13 protein-coding genes are annotated in these 14,716 nt (G+C 74.0%); all 13 read right to left on the bottom strand.

Features of this window, described 5'->3' with window-relative positions:
• Positions 1–13: 13 nt before the first annotated feature.
• Complete coding sequence (locus tag L6241_RS13595; protein ID WP_368246707.1) at positions 14–892, bottom strand: DUF429 domain-containing protein; 879 nt, start codon at positions 890–892, stop codon at positions 14–16.
• On the bottom strand, positions 892–2,301 hold the full coding sequence (gene purB, locus L6241_RS13590) for an adenylosuccinate lyase (RefSeq protein ID WP_368246706.1): 1,410 nt from the start codon (positions 2,299–2,301) through the stop codon (positions 892–894). Before purB ends, L6241_RS13595 begins: the two co-directional genes overlap by 1 nt.
• Positions 2,302–2,349: 48 nt before the next feature.
• Positions 2,350–2,856 (bottom strand): low molecular weight protein-tyrosine-phosphatase, encoded by a 507-nt coding sequence (locus L6241_RS13585; RefSeq protein WP_368246705.1) that lies wholly within the window; start codon positions 2,854–2,856, stop codon positions 2,350–2,352.
• On the bottom strand, positions 2,853–3,890 hold the full coding sequence (locus L6241_RS13580) for a 2-dehydropantoate 2-reductase (protein ID WP_251720356.1): 1,038 nt from the start codon (positions 3,888–3,890) through the stop codon (positions 2,853–2,855). Before L6241_RS13580 ends, L6241_RS13585 begins: the two co-directional genes overlap by 4 nt.
• 93 nt (positions 3,891–3,983) lie before the next feature.
• On the bottom strand, positions 3,984–5,585 hold the full coding sequence (locus L6241_RS13575) for an alkaline phosphatase (RefSeq protein WP_368246704.1): 1,602 nt from the start codon (positions 5,583–5,585) through the stop codon (positions 3,984–3,986).
• Positions 5,586–5,675: 90 nt separating this feature from the next.
• Positions 5,676–5,945, bottom strand: a complete 270-nt coding sequence (locus tag L6241_RS13570; protein ID WP_368246703.1) for a hypothetical protein — start codon at positions 5,943–5,945, stop codon at positions 5,676–5,678.
• A gap of 103 nt (positions 5,946–6,048) precedes the next feature.
• Positions 6,049–6,765 (bottom strand): AIM24 family protein, encoded by a 717-nt coding sequence (locus L6241_RS13565; protein ID WP_368246702.1) that lies wholly within the window; start codon positions 6,763–6,765, stop codon positions 6,049–6,051.
• 137 nt (positions 6,766–6,902) lie between these two features.
• A complete protein-coding gene (locus L6241_RS13560; protein ID WP_368246701.1) occupies positions 6,903–9,254 on the bottom strand; it encodes an MMPL family transporter in 2,352 nt (783 codons plus the stop codon).
• Positions 9,255–9,333: 79 nt separating this feature from the next.
• The gene (locus L6241_RS13555) at positions 9,334–9,885 is read right to left on the bottom strand and encodes a TetR/AcrR family transcriptional regulator (protein WP_368246700.1); all 552 of its coding nucleotides are present in this window, start codon (positions 9,883–9,885) and stop codon (positions 9,334–9,336) included.
• 235 nt (positions 9,886–10,120) lie between these two features.
• The gene (locus L6241_RS13550) at positions 10,121–10,969 is read right to left on the bottom strand and encodes a M56 family metallopeptidase (RefSeq protein WP_368246699.1); all 849 of its coding nucleotides are present in this window, start codon (positions 10,967–10,969) and stop codon (positions 10,121–10,123) included.
• Positions 10,966–11,376, bottom strand: coding sequence for a BlaI/MecI/CopY family transcriptional regulator (locus L6241_RS13545; protein WP_068272040.1), 411 nt, complete (start codon positions 11,374–11,376; stop codon positions 10,966–10,968). Before L6241_RS13545 ends, L6241_RS13550 begins: the two co-directional genes overlap by 4 nt.
• Positions 11,369–13,054 (bottom strand): thiol reductant ABC exporter subunit CydC, encoded by a 1,686-nt coding sequence (gene cydC, locus L6241_RS13540; protein ID WP_368246698.1) that lies wholly within the window; start codon positions 13,052–13,054, stop codon positions 11,369–11,371. The genes L6241_RS13545 and cydC overlap by 8 nt, the downstream gene beginning before the upstream one ends.
• Positions 13,051–14,709, bottom strand: a complete 1,659-nt coding sequence (gene cydD, locus L6241_RS13535) for a thiol reductant ABC exporter subunit CydD (RefSeq protein ID WP_368246697.1) — start codon at positions 14,707–14,709, stop codon at positions 13,051–13,053. The genes cydC and cydD overlap by 4 nt, the downstream gene beginning before the upstream one ends.
• Positions 14,710–14,716: the final 7 nt, after the last annotated feature.

Genomic DNA, 14,716 nt, shown 5'->3' with positions numbered 1-14,716 from the left:
CCCGGTGGCTCGGTCAGACCCAGATCGCCGCGGCGATCCCGTCGCTCGCCGTCTCGGGCGGGTCCGGCAGGCTGTGCGCCGCGCCGGTCGCGTACCGGTGCGCGGTCCAGGCGACGGCGACGGCGTCCAGGACGTCGTCCGTGCCGTACCCGCTGCCCGAGAGCACGCTCGGGGGGAGCAGACCGACCTGGCGGAGCACGTCGAGCCGGGCGGCGACGCCCTCCTCGGTGCGCTTGCCCGGTTGCACCGGCGCGCCCGCCATCGCCGCGAAGCTCACCTCGGGGTGCACCTCGAGCACGCGCACGGTGGGGCGCGAGCGCACGTAGCGGTCGGCCTCGAGCACCTTGGGCGTGAGGGCGAAGGACTGGGCCGAGACGCCCTGCCCGGTGAGCGGGCGGTTGATCGCGTCGGCGGCGGCCCGGTCCGGCGCCGACCAGGCAGGCCGGGTCATCGTCGTGAAGACGCTCGACGCCTTGCCCGGCAGCGCCTGGCGCGCGAGGCGGTCGGCGGCGCGCAGCCCGGAGTCCGGCAGCCCGATGGGGATGTCGACACCGACGACGACGAGCTCGGGGTGCTGCTCACGGACGGTCTCGACGAGCGCCTCGAGCGAGCCGGCGACGACGACGGAGGGTCGGGGGCGACCCGGTGCGAGGACGGCGCCGACCCACCCGGAGCGGCAGCCGTCGACGCCGAGGACGGCGGTCGTCACCTCGAGCGGGGCGAAGGGGGACTCGACGTCGGCGTCCTCGAGGGCCGCGACGGCCCCGGCGTCGCCCCCTTCGTCCGGCGCGTCCACGAAGACCGGCCGCAGGTCGACGCCCAGGGCGTCGGCGAGCCGGCGCAGGGCGCGGGCGGCCTCGACGAGCTCGACCGCCGGGTCGCCCGCCACCATCAGCGCAGGTGGTCGACGAGCTCGGGCGCCAGGCCGACGTAGGTCGCCGGGGTCATCGCCGCGATCCGCTCCTCGACCTCGGGCGGCAGGCCGAGCCCGCGCACGAAGGTCACGAGGTCCTCCTGGCCGATCCGGCGGCCGCGCGTCAGCTCCTTGAGGCGCTCGTACGGCTCGTCCATGCCGGGCACGCCCTGGGCGCCGAGGGCCCGCATCGCCGACTGGACCGGCTCGCCGAGCACCTCCCAGTTCGCGTCGAGGTCGGCGGCCATCGCCTCGGGCACGGCGTCGAGACCGGCGAGCCCGCGGGCGACGTTGTCGAGGGCGAGGATCGAGTGGCCGAGCGCGGTGCCGATGTTGCGCTGCATCGAGGAGTCGGTGAGGTCGCGCTGGAGGCGGCTCTGCACGAGCGTCGTCGCGAGGACGTCGAGCAGGGCGTTGCTCACCTCGAGGTTGGCCTCGGCGTTCTCGAAGCGGATGGGGTTGACCTTGTGCGGCATCGTCGAGGAGCCGACCGTGCCCTGGCCGCGCACCTGGGCGAAGTAGCCCATGGAGATGTAGGTCCAGACGTCGGTGCACAGGTTGTGCAGGATGCGGTTGAAGCGGGCGATGTCGGCGTAGAGCTCGGCCTGCCAGTCGTGGCTCTCGATCTGCGTCGTCAGCGGGTTCCACGTCAGGCCCAGGCCCTCGACGAAGGTCCGGCTGATGTCCTGCCAGTCGGCCTCGGGCACGGCCGCGAGGTGCGCGCCGTAGGTGCCCGTCGCGCCGTTGATCTTGCCGAGGTGCTCGGCGCCGGCGACCCGGGTGACCTGACGGCGCAGGCGGTGGGCGAGGACGGCGAGCTCCTTGCCCATCGTCGTCGGGGTCGCGGGCTGGCCGTGGGTGTGCGCGAGCAGCGGCAGGTCGCGCAGGTCCTGGGCCATCGTCGTCAGCGCGGCGAGGAGCGACTCGGCGCGGGGGAGCCAGACCTGCTCGACGGCGCCCTTGACCATGAGGGCGTAGGAGAGGTTGTTGACGTCCTCGCTCGTGCAGCAGAAGTGGATGAGCTCGGCGAGACCGCGGTCGGCCTCGGCGGGCGTGATCTGGCGCAGCCGTGCCTTGAGGAAGTACTCGACGGCCTTGACGTCGTGCTGCGTGACCTTCTCGGTCGCCGCCATCTCGTCGATCTCGTCGGGCCCGAAGGTCTGCACGACCTCGCGCAGCGCGGTGACCTCGTCGTCGGTCAGGCGGCGCACGCCGGGCACGACCTGGCGCTCGGTGAGGTGGATGAGCCACTCGACCTCGACGTGCGTGCGCATCCGGTTGAGCGCGGGCTCCGAGAGGTGGTCGACGAGGGGGGCGACGACGGGGCGGTAGCGCCCGTCGAGGGCTCCGAGGGCGATCGGCGGGGTCGCTGCGGCGAGGCTCTGCATGGGGTCATCCTCCCAGGACGTCGCGGTGGGGGCGACGCGGTGTCCGCGCTAGCGGTCGAGCTCGCGGCGCACGTGCTCGACGACGCCGCGCGCGGCCGGGACGACCTCGGCGTACGTCCGCTCGAAGTCGGCGTCGTCGCCGTACCAGGGGTCGGCCATCTCCTGCGCGGCCTCGGCGAGCCCGGCGGCGTCGAAGGAGCGCAGCATCCTCACCTTCGCCTTGTCCTGGGGCGTCGGCGCCAGGCGGCGCAGCGTCGAGTAGTGGCCGTGGTCGGCGGCGAGGACGAGGTCGAGCTCGGCGAACCACCGCCGCTCGAAGGCCCGGGCGCGGTGCAGCGCGTGGCTCGGGTGGTCGTGGCCGTGGCGGCGCAGCACCTCCAGGGTGCGCGGGTCGGCGGGGTTGCCGACCTCCCAGGCGGTCGTGCCGGCGGAGTCGACGACGACCGCCTCGCCGAGGCCCTCGTCCTCGAGCAGCTCGCGCAGCACGAGCTCGGCCATGGGAGAGCGGCAGATGTTGCCGGTGCACACGACGCAGATGCGGTAGGCGCGGCTCACAGCCCGACCGCCGCGCGCAGCTCGCCACCGGTGTACGTGCGGTGCTCGCCGTCGGAGATCGACTGGCCCTCGGCGGCGACGACGAGCTCGACGAGCCGCTCGCTCACGGGGGTGGCGATCCCGTAGCGCTCGCCGAGCGCGACGACCATGCCCTGCAGCTCGTCGATCTCCGTGCGCCGGTGGCGGCCGAGGTCGTCGGCCATCGAGCTGCGCGCCTGCGGCGTCACCGCGAGCGAGGTGCGGGCCAGCCCGGCGAAGACGGGGGTCGGGCTGCGCAGCACCGTGGGCATGAGGGCGGCGGGCAGGGGGCCCATCCGTGAGGGGGTCACCCCGGCGGCCTTGCTCACGGCGAGCGCCTCGGCCTGGCAGGCGGCGAGCACGCGGCGGTAGTCGGGGTCGCGCAGCTCGTCGCGCAGGGGCCGCCCGGACAGGGCGTTGACCGCGTTGTTGAGGTTGAGCAGCAGCTTGTTCATGAGCACCGGGCGCATGTCCGGCTCGACGGCGACGGAGAGCCCGCCGCGTCGCGCGGTCCGCACGAAGGGGTCGACCCTCGGGTGGTCCTTGACGGTGATGCCGCCGCTCGTCGTCGCGAGGTAGACCGCGTCGTCCGTCGCGACGACGTTGTGGTGCACGACCGCCGAGAGCACGAGCGGACGGCTGGCCCGCGAGGGGAAGGCGCGCTGCAGGCCCTCGTCGAGGACCTGGGCGTTGCGCACGCCGTTCTGCAGCGAGATGACGACGGTGTCGGTCGTGAGGTACGGCCCGATCTGGGCCGCGATGTCGTGGTTGGTCACCGTCTTCGTCGTCACGAGGACGACCTCGGCGCCGGAGACGGCGCTCACCTCGGTGTCGAGGTGCAGCCGGTCGGCGGGCACGTGCCAGGCGGCGCCGCGCATCGTCGTCGCCGTGAGCCCCCGCTCGCAGATCGCGTCGACGACCCGGGCCCGGCCGACGAGGGTGACGTCGGCGACCGACGCGAGGTGGGCCCCGACGTAGCAGCCGATGCTGCCTGCGCCGACGACCGCGATGCGCACCCGTGCTCACCCCCTGCCGTCGGCGTCATGACGCCGTGCGGCGCCGCGGCCGATCCTAGCCGCGGCGCCGCACCGCGCCGGTGAGGCGGGGTCTCAGCGCGTGCGCTGCAGCCCGCGCTGCCCGTCGTGCAGCTCGAAGGACGCCTGCGTGTACGCGGCGGCGTCCGTCGACGTCACGCTCGGCAGCGAGCGGTAGTCGACGCTCATCTTCTCCTTGGTGATCGCGGTGCGCACGTACCCGCGCTGGTCGGCGGAGAAGCGCAGGTGCGGGTTGAGCGCCATGTTCGGGCTCTGCCACGTCGGGCTGCCGTTGCCCGTCGAGGTGATCGAGCTGCACACGAGCTCGGAGCCGACGACCGGCGAGTCGGTGTCCTGGTAGTCCAGACGCAGGTCGTTGGCCCAGTGCTTGTGCACGTCGCCGGTGAGCACGACGGGGTTGCGCACCCCGGCGTCGACCCAGCCCTGGGTGATCCGCCGGCGCGAGGGCACGTAGCCGTCCCACCCGTCCATCGAGGTGCGGTACGACGGGCCGGCGAGCGCGTCCTGCTCGGCGAAGAAGACCTGCTGGCCGAGCACGTCCCAGCGGGCCCGCGAGCGCTCGAAGCCGTCGAGCAGCCAGCACTCCTGCGCCATGCCGGGCAGCGACCGGGTCTCGTCGAGGCGCTCGTCGCAGTCGGTCGTCCAGCCGTCGCCGCAGGCCTGGTCGTCGCGGTACTGGCGCGTGTCCATCATGTGGAAGGTCGCCAGACGGCCCCAGTGCAGGCGGCGGTAGATCTTCATGTCCGCACCGCGCGGCACGGAGGCCCGGCGCAGCGGCATGTTCTCGTAGTACGCCTGGAAGGCCTGGGCGCGGCGCCGCACGAAGCGGGCGGTCGTGTCGTTCCACTGCGCGGCGTCGGAGTTCTCCGGCACGTCGTCGGCCCAGTTGTTGTCGACCTCGTGGTCGTCCCACACGACGAGCCACGGCGCGGTGGCGTGGGCGAGCTGCAGGTCGGGGTCGGACTTGTACTGGGCGTGGCGCTGGCGGTAGCTCGCGAGGTCGACCGTCTCGGGGCCGTCGTGGTCACGGACGTTGCCCGTGGGGGAGAGGTAGGACTGCTTCGTGTACTCGTACTGGTAGTCGCCGAGGTGGAGCACGAGATCGGGCTGGTCCTGCGCCAGACGCCGGTACGCGGTGAAGTACCCGTGCTCGTACTGGCTGCAGCTGGCGAAGGACATCGCGAGCACGGCCGGCATCTCGTGCCGGGCGGGGGCGGTCATGGTGCGCCCGACGGGGCTGAGGTGGCCGCCGACCCGGAAGCGGTACCAGTACTCGCGACCGGACTGCAGCCCCCGCGGCTCGACGTGCACCGCGTAGCCGCTCTCGGCGCGCGCCTCGACGACGCCGCGCTCGACGACGCGGCGCATCTGCGGGTCGCGGGCGATCTCCCACCGCACCGCGTACGGGCGGCGGGCCATCCCGCCCAGCCCGTCCTCGGCGGTGGGGTCGACGGCGAGCCGGGTCCACAGGACGACGCTGTCGGGGAGGGGGTCGCCGGAGGCGACGCCGAGCTCGAAGGGGGACACCCGCGGGCTCGCCGAGCGGGCGAGCGGGCGGGTGCCGGGGGCGCCGGTGGCGCTGCCGGGGGCGGCGAGGACGGTGAGGGCTCCGGCGGCGGCGCCACCGGACAGGACGGTGCGGCGGGTGATCTCCATGACCGCGATGCTCGTGCGCCGGGGTGCACCCCTGGCGCCCTGCTGATGACCACCGCGTGAGCGGCTGGTCAGGGTTTCGTCAACTGCGGCTCAGGCCGCGACGCTCCCGCTGCTCTCTCCGTGCTTCTTGCACGTGGCGGTCCACTGCTGCCCCTCGCTGGTCACCGTGAGCTCGCGGCGGCAGGTCGTGCAGTACGTGGGCGGGGTGGTGGCCAGGGCCTGGGTGCAGGCGGAGTGGCCGGACTTGTTCGCGCTGCGGCCGCAGTGGGCGCAGTACGTGGCGGCGACGACCGGGGGGATGGCCCCGAGAGTGTCGGGGTCGGAGTAGCCGGAGTCGGCCGCGTACGGGATGTCGGACATCTCGTCCTCTCGTGTGTCGGTAGGGCCCGGCCAGCGTACGTCGCCCCTCGGGCGGCGCCTACCCGCGTGCTGCGGGGGCGCCGCCCAGGGCGGGCCGACCGGGTCAGCCGCCGAGGATGTCCCCGAGCGAGCTGCTGCTGCTCTTGTGCCCGCCGTCGACGACGGACTCGGCCGGCTGCACGAGGACGTAGCCCTGGCCGCCGAAGGCCATCTGGAAGGTCTCCCCGGTGCCGCCGCGCACCATCGACTTGAAGCCGCCCGTGTCGACGCGGATGTCCATCGACACCCCGGCCGTCCACAGGACGACCGCCTGGGCGTCGCCGAAGGTCGGCGCCGTCGCGACGTCGAGGGCGACGGGCTCCCCCTTCGTCGTGATCGCGACGTACCCGGTGCCGCGCAGGGTGACGTTGTACAGACCGCCCGTCATCGCCGCGCCGCGGGCCTGGATGCGGTGGATGTCCCACTGGATCGAGTCGGAGAAGGCGAGGATGTTCGAGCCGTTGACGGAGATCATGTCGTTCTCGAGGTACATGACCTGGACCTCGGAGGCGGCGTCGGCGACGAAGAGCTCGCCGGCTCCGGTGGCCCGCATCATCTTCACGCCCTCGCCGGTGGCGGCGGCCTTGAACATCTTGCCCAGCCCGCCGGAACCGGTGTTCTCGAAGCGGATGTCGCCCTGGTAGGCGACCATCGAGCCGGTCTTGGCCCAGACCGGCCCGTAGCCCATCTGGATCTTCAGCAGCTTCTTGTTCTGCAGCGAGAACTGGTCCTGCGTCTTCTGCTCCTTGAAGTCCGTGAAGAGCGAGCCGTGGATGGGCATGAGGGCGACCCCTTGTGTGCGTGAGAGGCGGCCCCTGCGGCCGCCGGAGGTCAGCCTAGGACCCCCTTCGGTCCCCCGGTAGGGGGAGCGCTGCCCGGTCGAAGGGGTGGCTGACCCCACCCCTTCGACCGGTCGGCTCAGTCGCCGTGGCGGGGGGAGTAGCCCCCGCCCGCGGTCTCCAGCTCGCTCTCGTCCTCGTCGGCCACCGGGCCGGCGTGCCGACCGCCCTCACGGGCGAGCGACTCGCCCTCGACGTCGACGTTCGGCAGGACCTTGTCGAGCCAGCGCGGCAGCCACCACGCCTTGTCGCCGAGGATGAACATCGTCGCGGGGATGAGGACCTGGCGCACGAGGAAGGCGTCGAGCAGGACCGCGACCGCGAGCGCGAAGCCGATGGACTTCACGAGGGTGTCGTCCTGCAGGACGAAGGCGGCGAAGACCGAGATCATGATCGCCGCCGCGGCGGTGACCACCCGGGCGCCGAAGCGGAAGCCCTCGACGACCGCGGCCGGGGCGCTCTCGCCGTGCACGTAGGCCTCGCGCATCCGGGTGACGAGGAAGACCTGGTAGTCCATCGCCAGCCCGAAGACGATGCCGACGACGAGCATCGGCAAGAAGCTCATGAGCGGGGCCGGGTCGACGAGCCCGAAGAGGCCCTCCTGGAAGACGAGGACGGTCGCGCCGAGGGTGCCGAGCACCGAGAGCAGGAAGCCCAGGGTCGCGGTGAGCGGCACGAGGACCGAGCGGAAGACCATCATGAGCAGGACGAAGGCGAGCCCGACGACGACCGCGAGGTAGGGCACGAGTGCGTCGAGCAGGCGCTCGGAGACGTCGACCTGGATCGCGGTGAGGCCGGTGACGCCGACGGTCGCGCCCGTCTGGTCCTCGATGCCGCCCTGGCCGTCGCGCAGCGAGTGCAGCAGGTCCTCGGTGGCGACGTCGTCGCCGCTCGTCGTCGGGGTGACGAGCACCATCGCGCCGGTGCCGTCCTCGTTGACCTGGGCGACCTGGGCGTTCTCGACGCCCTCCTGCCCGGCGGCCCACTGGGTGACGGCGCCGAAGGACTCCTGCGCCGCCTTCGGGTCGGCGACGTCGCGGGCGTCGACGACGACGAGCAGCGGCGACTGGCGGCCGGCGCCGAAGCCCTCGGTGACGAGGTCGGCGGCCTTGCGCTGGGTCGTGTCCGTCGGGGCGGTCGAGTCGGTCGGCAGACCGAGGTGGATGTCCTTCATCGGCACCGCGAGGGCGACGAGGAGGGCGACGACGGCCAGCGCCATGACGACCGGCTTGCGCTGGACGACGTGCGCCCAGCGGGTGCCGTTGTTGACGATCTCGCCCTCGGTGACCATGTGGTCCTGGCGGACGCGGCCGGCGAAGGCCTTGCCCTTGAGGGCGCCCATGAGGGCGGGGATGAAGGTCAGCGAGACGAGCACGGCGACGAGCACGGTCCCGGCCGCGGCCAGACCCATCGAGGTGAGGAAGGGGATGCCGACGACCGAGAAGGCGGCCAGCGCGATGATCACCGTGAGACCGGCGAAGACGACGGCGGAGCCGGCGCGGCCGACGGCCAGGCCGATGGCCTCCTCGCGGTCGGCGTGCCGCAGCTCGGCGCGGTAGCGCGAGAGGATGAAGAGCGAGTAGTCGATGCCGACGGCCAGGCCGAGCATCGTGGCCAGGATCGGGGTCGTCGTGCCGATCTCGGTGAAGACCGTGGCGATCGAGACGCCGAGGACGCCGATGCCGACGCCGACGAGGGCCGAGAGGATCGGCATGCCCGCGGCGACGATCGAGCCGAAGGTCAGCACGAGGACGACGAGCGCGAAGGCGATGCCGATGAGCTCGCTCGTGCCGCCGGTCTCGGGGATGCCCTGCATCGCCGAGCCGTTGACCTCGGCCTGCAGGCCGGCGTCGCGGGCGGTCTGCAGGTCGGCCTCGATGGCGTCGCGGGTGGACTGCTCGACGTCACCGACGGAGTCGACGTCGAGGTCCCACGACAGGGTGCCGATCCGGCCGTCCTCGCTGAGCGGCGAGACCGCCCTGAGGTTGGCGTCGGTGACGGCCTGCGGGGTGCGGTTCTGCTTGCCCGCGTCGGTGAGCTGCTTCTCGACGCCCGCGGCGGCGTCGACGGGGGAGACGATCGCCTCCTTCGCGGTCTGCGCGTCGGTCTGCGGGGTCTCGCGCAGGTCGGCGAGGAGGGCGTCGAGCGCCTTCGCGTTCGCCGGGTCGGTGAGCTTCTCGCCCTCCGGAGCGGCGACGACGACGGTGACCGTGGCCTCGTCGAGGGCGTCGCCGGAGCCGGGGAAGAGCTCGTTCTGCAGGTCCATGGCCTGCTCGGAGGGGATGCCGGGGATCGAGAAGGTGTCGACCATCGGCTTGCTCTGGGTCGCGGCGACGGCGCCGAGGGCGACGACGAGCGCGATCCAGATCGCGAAGACGGCGGGCCAGCGGCGATAGGCCGCCTTGCCGAGCCGGTAGAGGGCGTGGGCCATGGGTGGGTCTCCTGATGTCGAGCGGTGGACTGAGGTCCGTGGCGGCGACGTCGGCGCTACGGCGGGGGGCGAAGGGGGGTTACGAGTCCGCGGTCTGCGGGTGCGGGTGCGGGGCGACGATCTCGTCGACGAGGGGGAGCAGCTCGCGCAGGCGGGTGTTGAGCGTCGTCGTCGAGCTCTCGCCCGTCGTCTCCTCGCCGGCGTGCCGGACGAGGCCGAGGGTGAGGTCGAATGCGAGACGAGCGGTCTCGGGGGTGATCCCCGGACGGTCGGCGCTGCGCAGGACGAGGTCTTCGAGGACCTCGGCGAGACCGCGCATGGCGGCCTCGGCGAGAGCCGGGTCGGAGAGCAGGACGCGCTGGAAGCGGCGCAGATCTGCTGGGCCGGGCTCGTTGGCGGAGATGAGCGACATGGCGAGGTGCACCGCGTCGTGGAGGAGGCGGCCGGTGGGACCGCCCTGACGGAAGAGGACGAGCGCGTCCTCGTCGACGACCGGGCGCGGGCCGAGGACGGCCTGCTCCTTGGACTCGACGTGGTTGAAGAGGGTGCGTCGCGAGACGCCGACCCGCTCGGCGAGATCGGCGAGCGTCCACCCGTGGTAGCCGTGCTCGAGGGTCAGCTCCTGCGCCACGTCGTGGATCTGACACGGCCGTGCCGACCGCCGCCTGCTTGCACTCTCGCTCACAAGGTGCAATTTTGCACCCTCATCCCCGAAGTGCAAAATCCTGTCCACCCTCCCGCCCTGTGCCGGTCGAGGCGCGGAGGAGGACGTGTCGCTGGTCGAGGTGCGAAGGGGGAAGCCTCCTTCGCTGGTCGAGGTGCGAAGGGCGCCCCGCGCCCGAGCCTCGAGACCCCCGACCGGACGCTCAGAGCGTCGTGACGAGCACCACGAGCGGCATCAGGTACACGAGCGTGACCAGCGCGTAGACCCCGGCGGCGTGCCACTGCGGGGCCGGGTCGTCAGCGAGCAGCTCCATCCGGGCCTGCACGAGCCCGTGCTCGGCGACCCCGAGCATGGCCTCGGGGGTGCGGGACCCGGCGAGGCGCACGAGCGCCCGGGCGAGCGGCACGTCGCCGACGTGCTGCCGGGCGGCGCGGTCGGCGAGCACCTCGACGAGGAGCCGCACCTCGGTGAGCGCGCGGCTCGAGCGCAGCCACCGAGGGGCCGTGCTGTGGGTGACGGTGAAGTACTCCAGCAGCAGGTCGTGCCGCTCGGCGAGGTGCGCCCGCTCGTGCGCGAGCACCGCCTCGAGCTCGTCCTGCGGCAGCTCGCGCAGGGTCGCGCTCGACAGCACGACGCGGCGGTGCCGGCCGGGCACGCAGTAGGCCGTCGGCGTGTGGTGCTCGACGACCGTCACCCTGCGGTCGAGCTCGTCGCCGACGAGGTCGAGCAGGTCCTCGTGCCGGCGGCGCGCGGCCCGCAGCGTGGTCCCGACGACGTGCCCGTTGACGAGCAGCATGCTCAGGGTCAGCGCGCTCGCGACGAGCGCCAGCAGGGCGGCCGCCGTGTCGAGCCCGTGCCGGGTGAGCGGCCACAGCGTGACCGCCGCGATCGGCCCGGCGGCGACGACGCAGATGACACCGGCGAGCGCGGTGGCCTGCCACAGCATGAGAGCCGGTCGGGGCGAGCGGCGCAGCCCGGGGTGGGCGCTGAGCACCCGGGGGGCGGCGGTGACGAGAAGCACCCCCAGCGCGACGAGCAGGATCGCGGTCATCGCCCTCGTCGAGGCCCCTTCGTCGCCCGCTCCTCGACGGCGTCGAGCGCGGCCCGCAGGCTCGCGAGCTCGCCCGGCGAGGCCTCCTCGATGAAGTGCAGGATCGCGGTCGTCCGCTCCTCGTGGGGCAGCCCGTCGAGCGGGCCGCGCATCGCGTCGGCGGTCATCTGCTCGCGGCTCGACGCCGCGCGGTAGCGCCAGGCGCGGCCGTCCTGCTCGCGCTCGAGCGCCCCCTTCTCGGTGAGCCGGGTGAGCACGGTCATCACGGTCGTGTACGCGAGGGTCTTGCCGGTCTCGACCCGGTCGAGGACCTCTCGCACGGTGAGCCCGTGCTCGCCGTCGTGCGCCCAGAGGACGTCCATGACCGATCGCTCCAGCGATCCCAACGAGCTGCGCGAGCTAGGCATGTGCAGCCACCTTCTCTCTCGTCGTGGGGCGGTCGAGCTCGACCACCCGGCCGGCGAGGTCGACGCCGGTCCCGTGGTGCGAGACGAGCACCACGGTACGTCCTGCGGCTGCGCTCATGAGATCGGCCAGGACCGCCCGGGCCGTGGGGTGGTCGAGGTGAGCGCCGGGCTCGTCGAGGAGCAGCACGGGCCGCTCGGAGAGCAGGGCCCGCGCGATCGCCAGGCGGGTGCGCTCGCCGCCGGAGATCCCGTGCCCGGAGGTGCCGAGGCGGGTGTCGAGCCCGTCGGTCAGGGCGGCGACCCAGTCGCCGAGACCGGCGGAGCGAAGGGCGAGCAGCAGCTCCCCGTCGTCGGGGGCGGGCTCGTCGGGGCGGCGGGCCAGCCGCAGGTTCTCGCGCAGCGTCGTCGCGAAGACGTGGGGCTCGTCGTCGACGACCGCGACGAGCGAGCGCACGGCGGCCGCGGGCAGCTCGGCGACGTCGCGGCCGTCGACGAGGTAGCGCCCCTGCACCGGGTCGAGGTGCCGGGCGAGGACGGCGAGGAGCGTGGACTTGCCGCTGCCGTTGGCGCCGACGAGGGCGACGTGCTCGCCGGGCTCGACGACGAGGTCGACCGGCCCGAGATGGGTCCGGCCCGCCGCCCACGACGCCGCGACGCCGCGCAGCTCGAGACGGGGTGCCCGTCCTGCGTCGGCGAGCACGGCGCCCGCGGCGGCGTCTGCGTCGTCGGCGTCGCGCACGGCGGGGGCCTGGTCGAGCACCGCGTCGAGCCGGCGCTCGGCGGCGCGCGAGCGGGCCAGCGCGCGGACGGCGTCCGCGAGCACGCCGAGCGCCTCCCCGGTCGCGACGGGGGTGAGCACGAGCAGCGCCTGCACCGGCGGGGGGACGTCGCTGGCCGCGGCGACGAGCGCGCAGCCCAGGGTGCCCGCGGCCGTGACGAGCAGGACGGCTCCCGTGACGAGACCGCGCCCCCGCGCCTGGCGCACGACGACCCGTCGCAGGGTGCCGTGCGCGTCGCGCAGCCACTGCGCGGCGTCGCCCTCGCCCCCGACGGCACGCAGCTCGTCGGCACGCCGGGTCGCGAGGTGCGCGACCCGGGCCACCTCGGCGCGAGCCTGCAGCACCTCGTCCTGCGAGGCGGCCTCGAGACGGTGCCCGAGGGGGACGAGCGCGGCGCACGCGAGCAGCATGGCGACGAGGACGAGCCCTGAGGCCGGCTCCAGCGCGGCGGTGAGCACGCTCGCGAGCACTCCCGCGGCCAGCGCCCCGAGCAGGGGCACGGTGACCCGGACCGGGGCCTCTGTGACGTCGGTCAGGTCGTCGACGACCCCGGTGAGCAGGTCGGCCCGCCCTCGGCGGCCGAGCCGGGCGGGGGTGAGCGGCACGAGCCGCGCGTACGTCTCGGCGCGCCTGCGGGCGAGGTCGTCGAGGGCGGCGTCGTGGCTGCGCAGCCGCTCGAGGTAGCGGAAGACGGGTCGCCCCAGCCCGAAGGTGCGCACGGCGACGACGGCGGTGAGCAGCAGCATGATCTGCGGCCGCTCGTCGGCCCGCACGACCAGCCAGCCCGACGTCGCGGTGAGGGCGACCCCGCAGGCGGAGGCCGCGCCGCCGAGCAGGCCCGCGACGACGAGTCGCCGGTCGACACGGACGATGCGGTTGATGCGGTTGATGCCGCTCACGTGAGCGCACCCCCCTTCGCCGAGGTATGGGTATCTGCCTCCCGGGCCCCCTCCTGGGGCACCAATTGCCATACCTCGGCGGGAGGGCGAAGGGGGGAGAGCTCGACGTGGTGGTCGGCGAGGGCCAGCAGCTCGGGTCGGTGGGTCACGGCGACGACGGTGCGCTCCTGCGCGAGGAGGGTGATCGCGGCGTGCACTGCGGCGGTCGCCTCGTCGTCGAGGTGGGCGGTCGGCTCGTCGAGCAGGACGACGCCGGCGGGAGAGAGCAGCGCCCGGGCGAGGACGAGCCGGGCCCGCTGGCCCGCCGACAGCCCGAAGCCGTCGTCGCCCACGGGGGTGTCGAGCCCGTCGGGCAGCGCGGCCACGACACCCTCCATCCCGACGGCCCGCAGCGCCGCCCATGCCTCGGCATCGCTCGCGTCGCTGCCAAGCACGAGGTTGCCGCGCACCGTCGGGGCCGCGAAGAACGGCCGTTGGGTGACGAGGTGGCTCGAGAGCGCGTCCACGGAGCCCGAGGTCGGGGTGCGCAGCCCGGCGAGCAGCTCGAGCAGGGTCGTCTTGCCCGTGCCCGACGCGCCGGTGACCACCGTGAGCCCGCGGCCCGCGTCGAGATCCAGGCCCCGCAGCACGTCGCGCTCGCTGCCGGGGTAGCGGTAGCCGAGCCCACGGGCCCGTACGTCGCCCCCGGTCGTGAGCGCCGGCGTGGCGGTGGTTGCCGACCCGCCCTCGAGCTGGTCGACGACGTCGCGCAGCGCCTCGGCCCCGTCGGCCGCGCTGTGGTACTCCGTGCCGACGCGGCGCACCGGCCAGTACGCCTCGGGCGCGAGGAGGATCGCGAGCAGGCCGGCGGACAGCTCGATGCTGCCGTGCGTGAGCCTCAGCCCGACGAGGACGGCGACGATCGCCACGGAGATCGTCGCGAGGAGCTCGAGCGCGGCGGAGGAGAGGAAGGCGAGCCGCAGGGTCTGCATCGTCGCCAGGCGGTGGCGCCGGCTCACCTGCTCGATGCTCGCGACCTGGCGCTCGCCGCGTCCGTACCCCACGAGGGTCGGCAGGCCCGACATGACGTCGAGGAAGTGGCCCGACAGGTCGCTCAGCGCCCGCCACCGGCGCTGCGTGTCCTCGGCGGTCGTCATCCCGATGAGGGCGGCGAAGAGCGGGAGCAACGGGAGCGTGAGCACGACGACGAGGGCGCTCGGCCAGTCGGTGAGGACGAGCGCGACGAGCGCCATCGGCGGCACGACCGCGGCGCTCACGAGCGTCGGCAGGTACCTCGCGACGTACGGCTCGACGCTCGCCGCCCCCTGCGCGGCGAGCGTGAGCGCGGTGCCCGAGGCCGGGCGCTGCTCGGCCGGGCGGGTCAGCCAGACCCCGACGAGCTGCTCGCGCAGCGCGGTGCTCACCGTCGCCCCGGCCCGGGCGGCGACCTGCTCGCCCATGGCGGCCAGCCCCGCGCGTGCCGCCAGGGTCACCCCCACGGCGAGGGCCGGCGCGCCGAGCGGCTGGTCGCGCACGACGGCGACGACGAGCGCGGTGACCGCCCAGGCCGTCCCGATCGTCGCGAGCCCGGTGAGCACGCCGATGCCCGCGAGCAGGGCGACCGGGCCGCGTGCCCGGGGCACGAGACGCAGGAGACGGGGGTCGAAGGGGGCCATCGTCGCC

The organism is Janibacter sp. Y6 (assembly GCF_040900765.1).
Classification (GTDB): domain Bacteria; phylum Actinomycetota; class Actinomycetes; order Actinomycetales; family Dermatophilaceae; genus Marihabitans; species Marihabitans melonis.
The sequence above is the reverse complement of the archived record's forward strand: the minus strand, read 5'-3'. Positions and strand labels throughout refer to the sequence as shown.

Coding starts and splice junctions, on each gene's coding strand:
- L6241_RS13545 (WP_068272040.1), bottom strand. CDS start 11,376: ATGCCTAGCTCGCGCAGCTCGTTGGGATCGCTGGAGCGATCGGTCATG.
- L6241_RS13575 (WP_368246704.1), bottom strand. CDS start 5,585: ATGGAGATCACCCGCCGCACCGTCCTGTCCGGTGGCGCCGCCGCCGGA.
- L6241_RS13550 (WP_368246699.1), bottom strand. CDS start 10,969: ATGACCGCGATCCTGCTCGTCGCGCTGGGGGTGCTTCTCGTCACCGCC.
- purB (WP_368246706.1), bottom strand. CDS start 2,301: ATGCAGAGCCTCGCCGCAGCGACCCCGCCGATCGCCCTCGGAGCCCTC.
- L6241_RS13565 (WP_368246702.1), bottom strand. CDS start 6,765: ATGCCCATCCACGGCTCGCTCTTCACGGACTTCAAGGAGCAGAAGACG.
- L6241_RS13570 (WP_368246703.1), bottom strand. CDS start 5,945: ATGTCCGACATCCCGTACGCGGCCGACTCCGGCTACTCCGACCCCGAC.
- L6241_RS13560 (WP_368246701.1), bottom strand. CDS start 9,254: ATGGCCCACGCCCTCTACCGGCTCGGCAAGGCGGCCTATCGCCGCTGG.
- cydD (WP_368246697.1), bottom strand. CDS start 14,709: ATGGCCCCCTTCGACCCCCGTCTCCTGCGTCTCGTGCCCCGGGCACGC.
- L6241_RS13595 (WP_368246707.1), bottom strand. CDS start 892: ATGGTGGCGGGCGACCCGGCGGTCGAGCTCGTCGAGGCCGCCCGCGCC.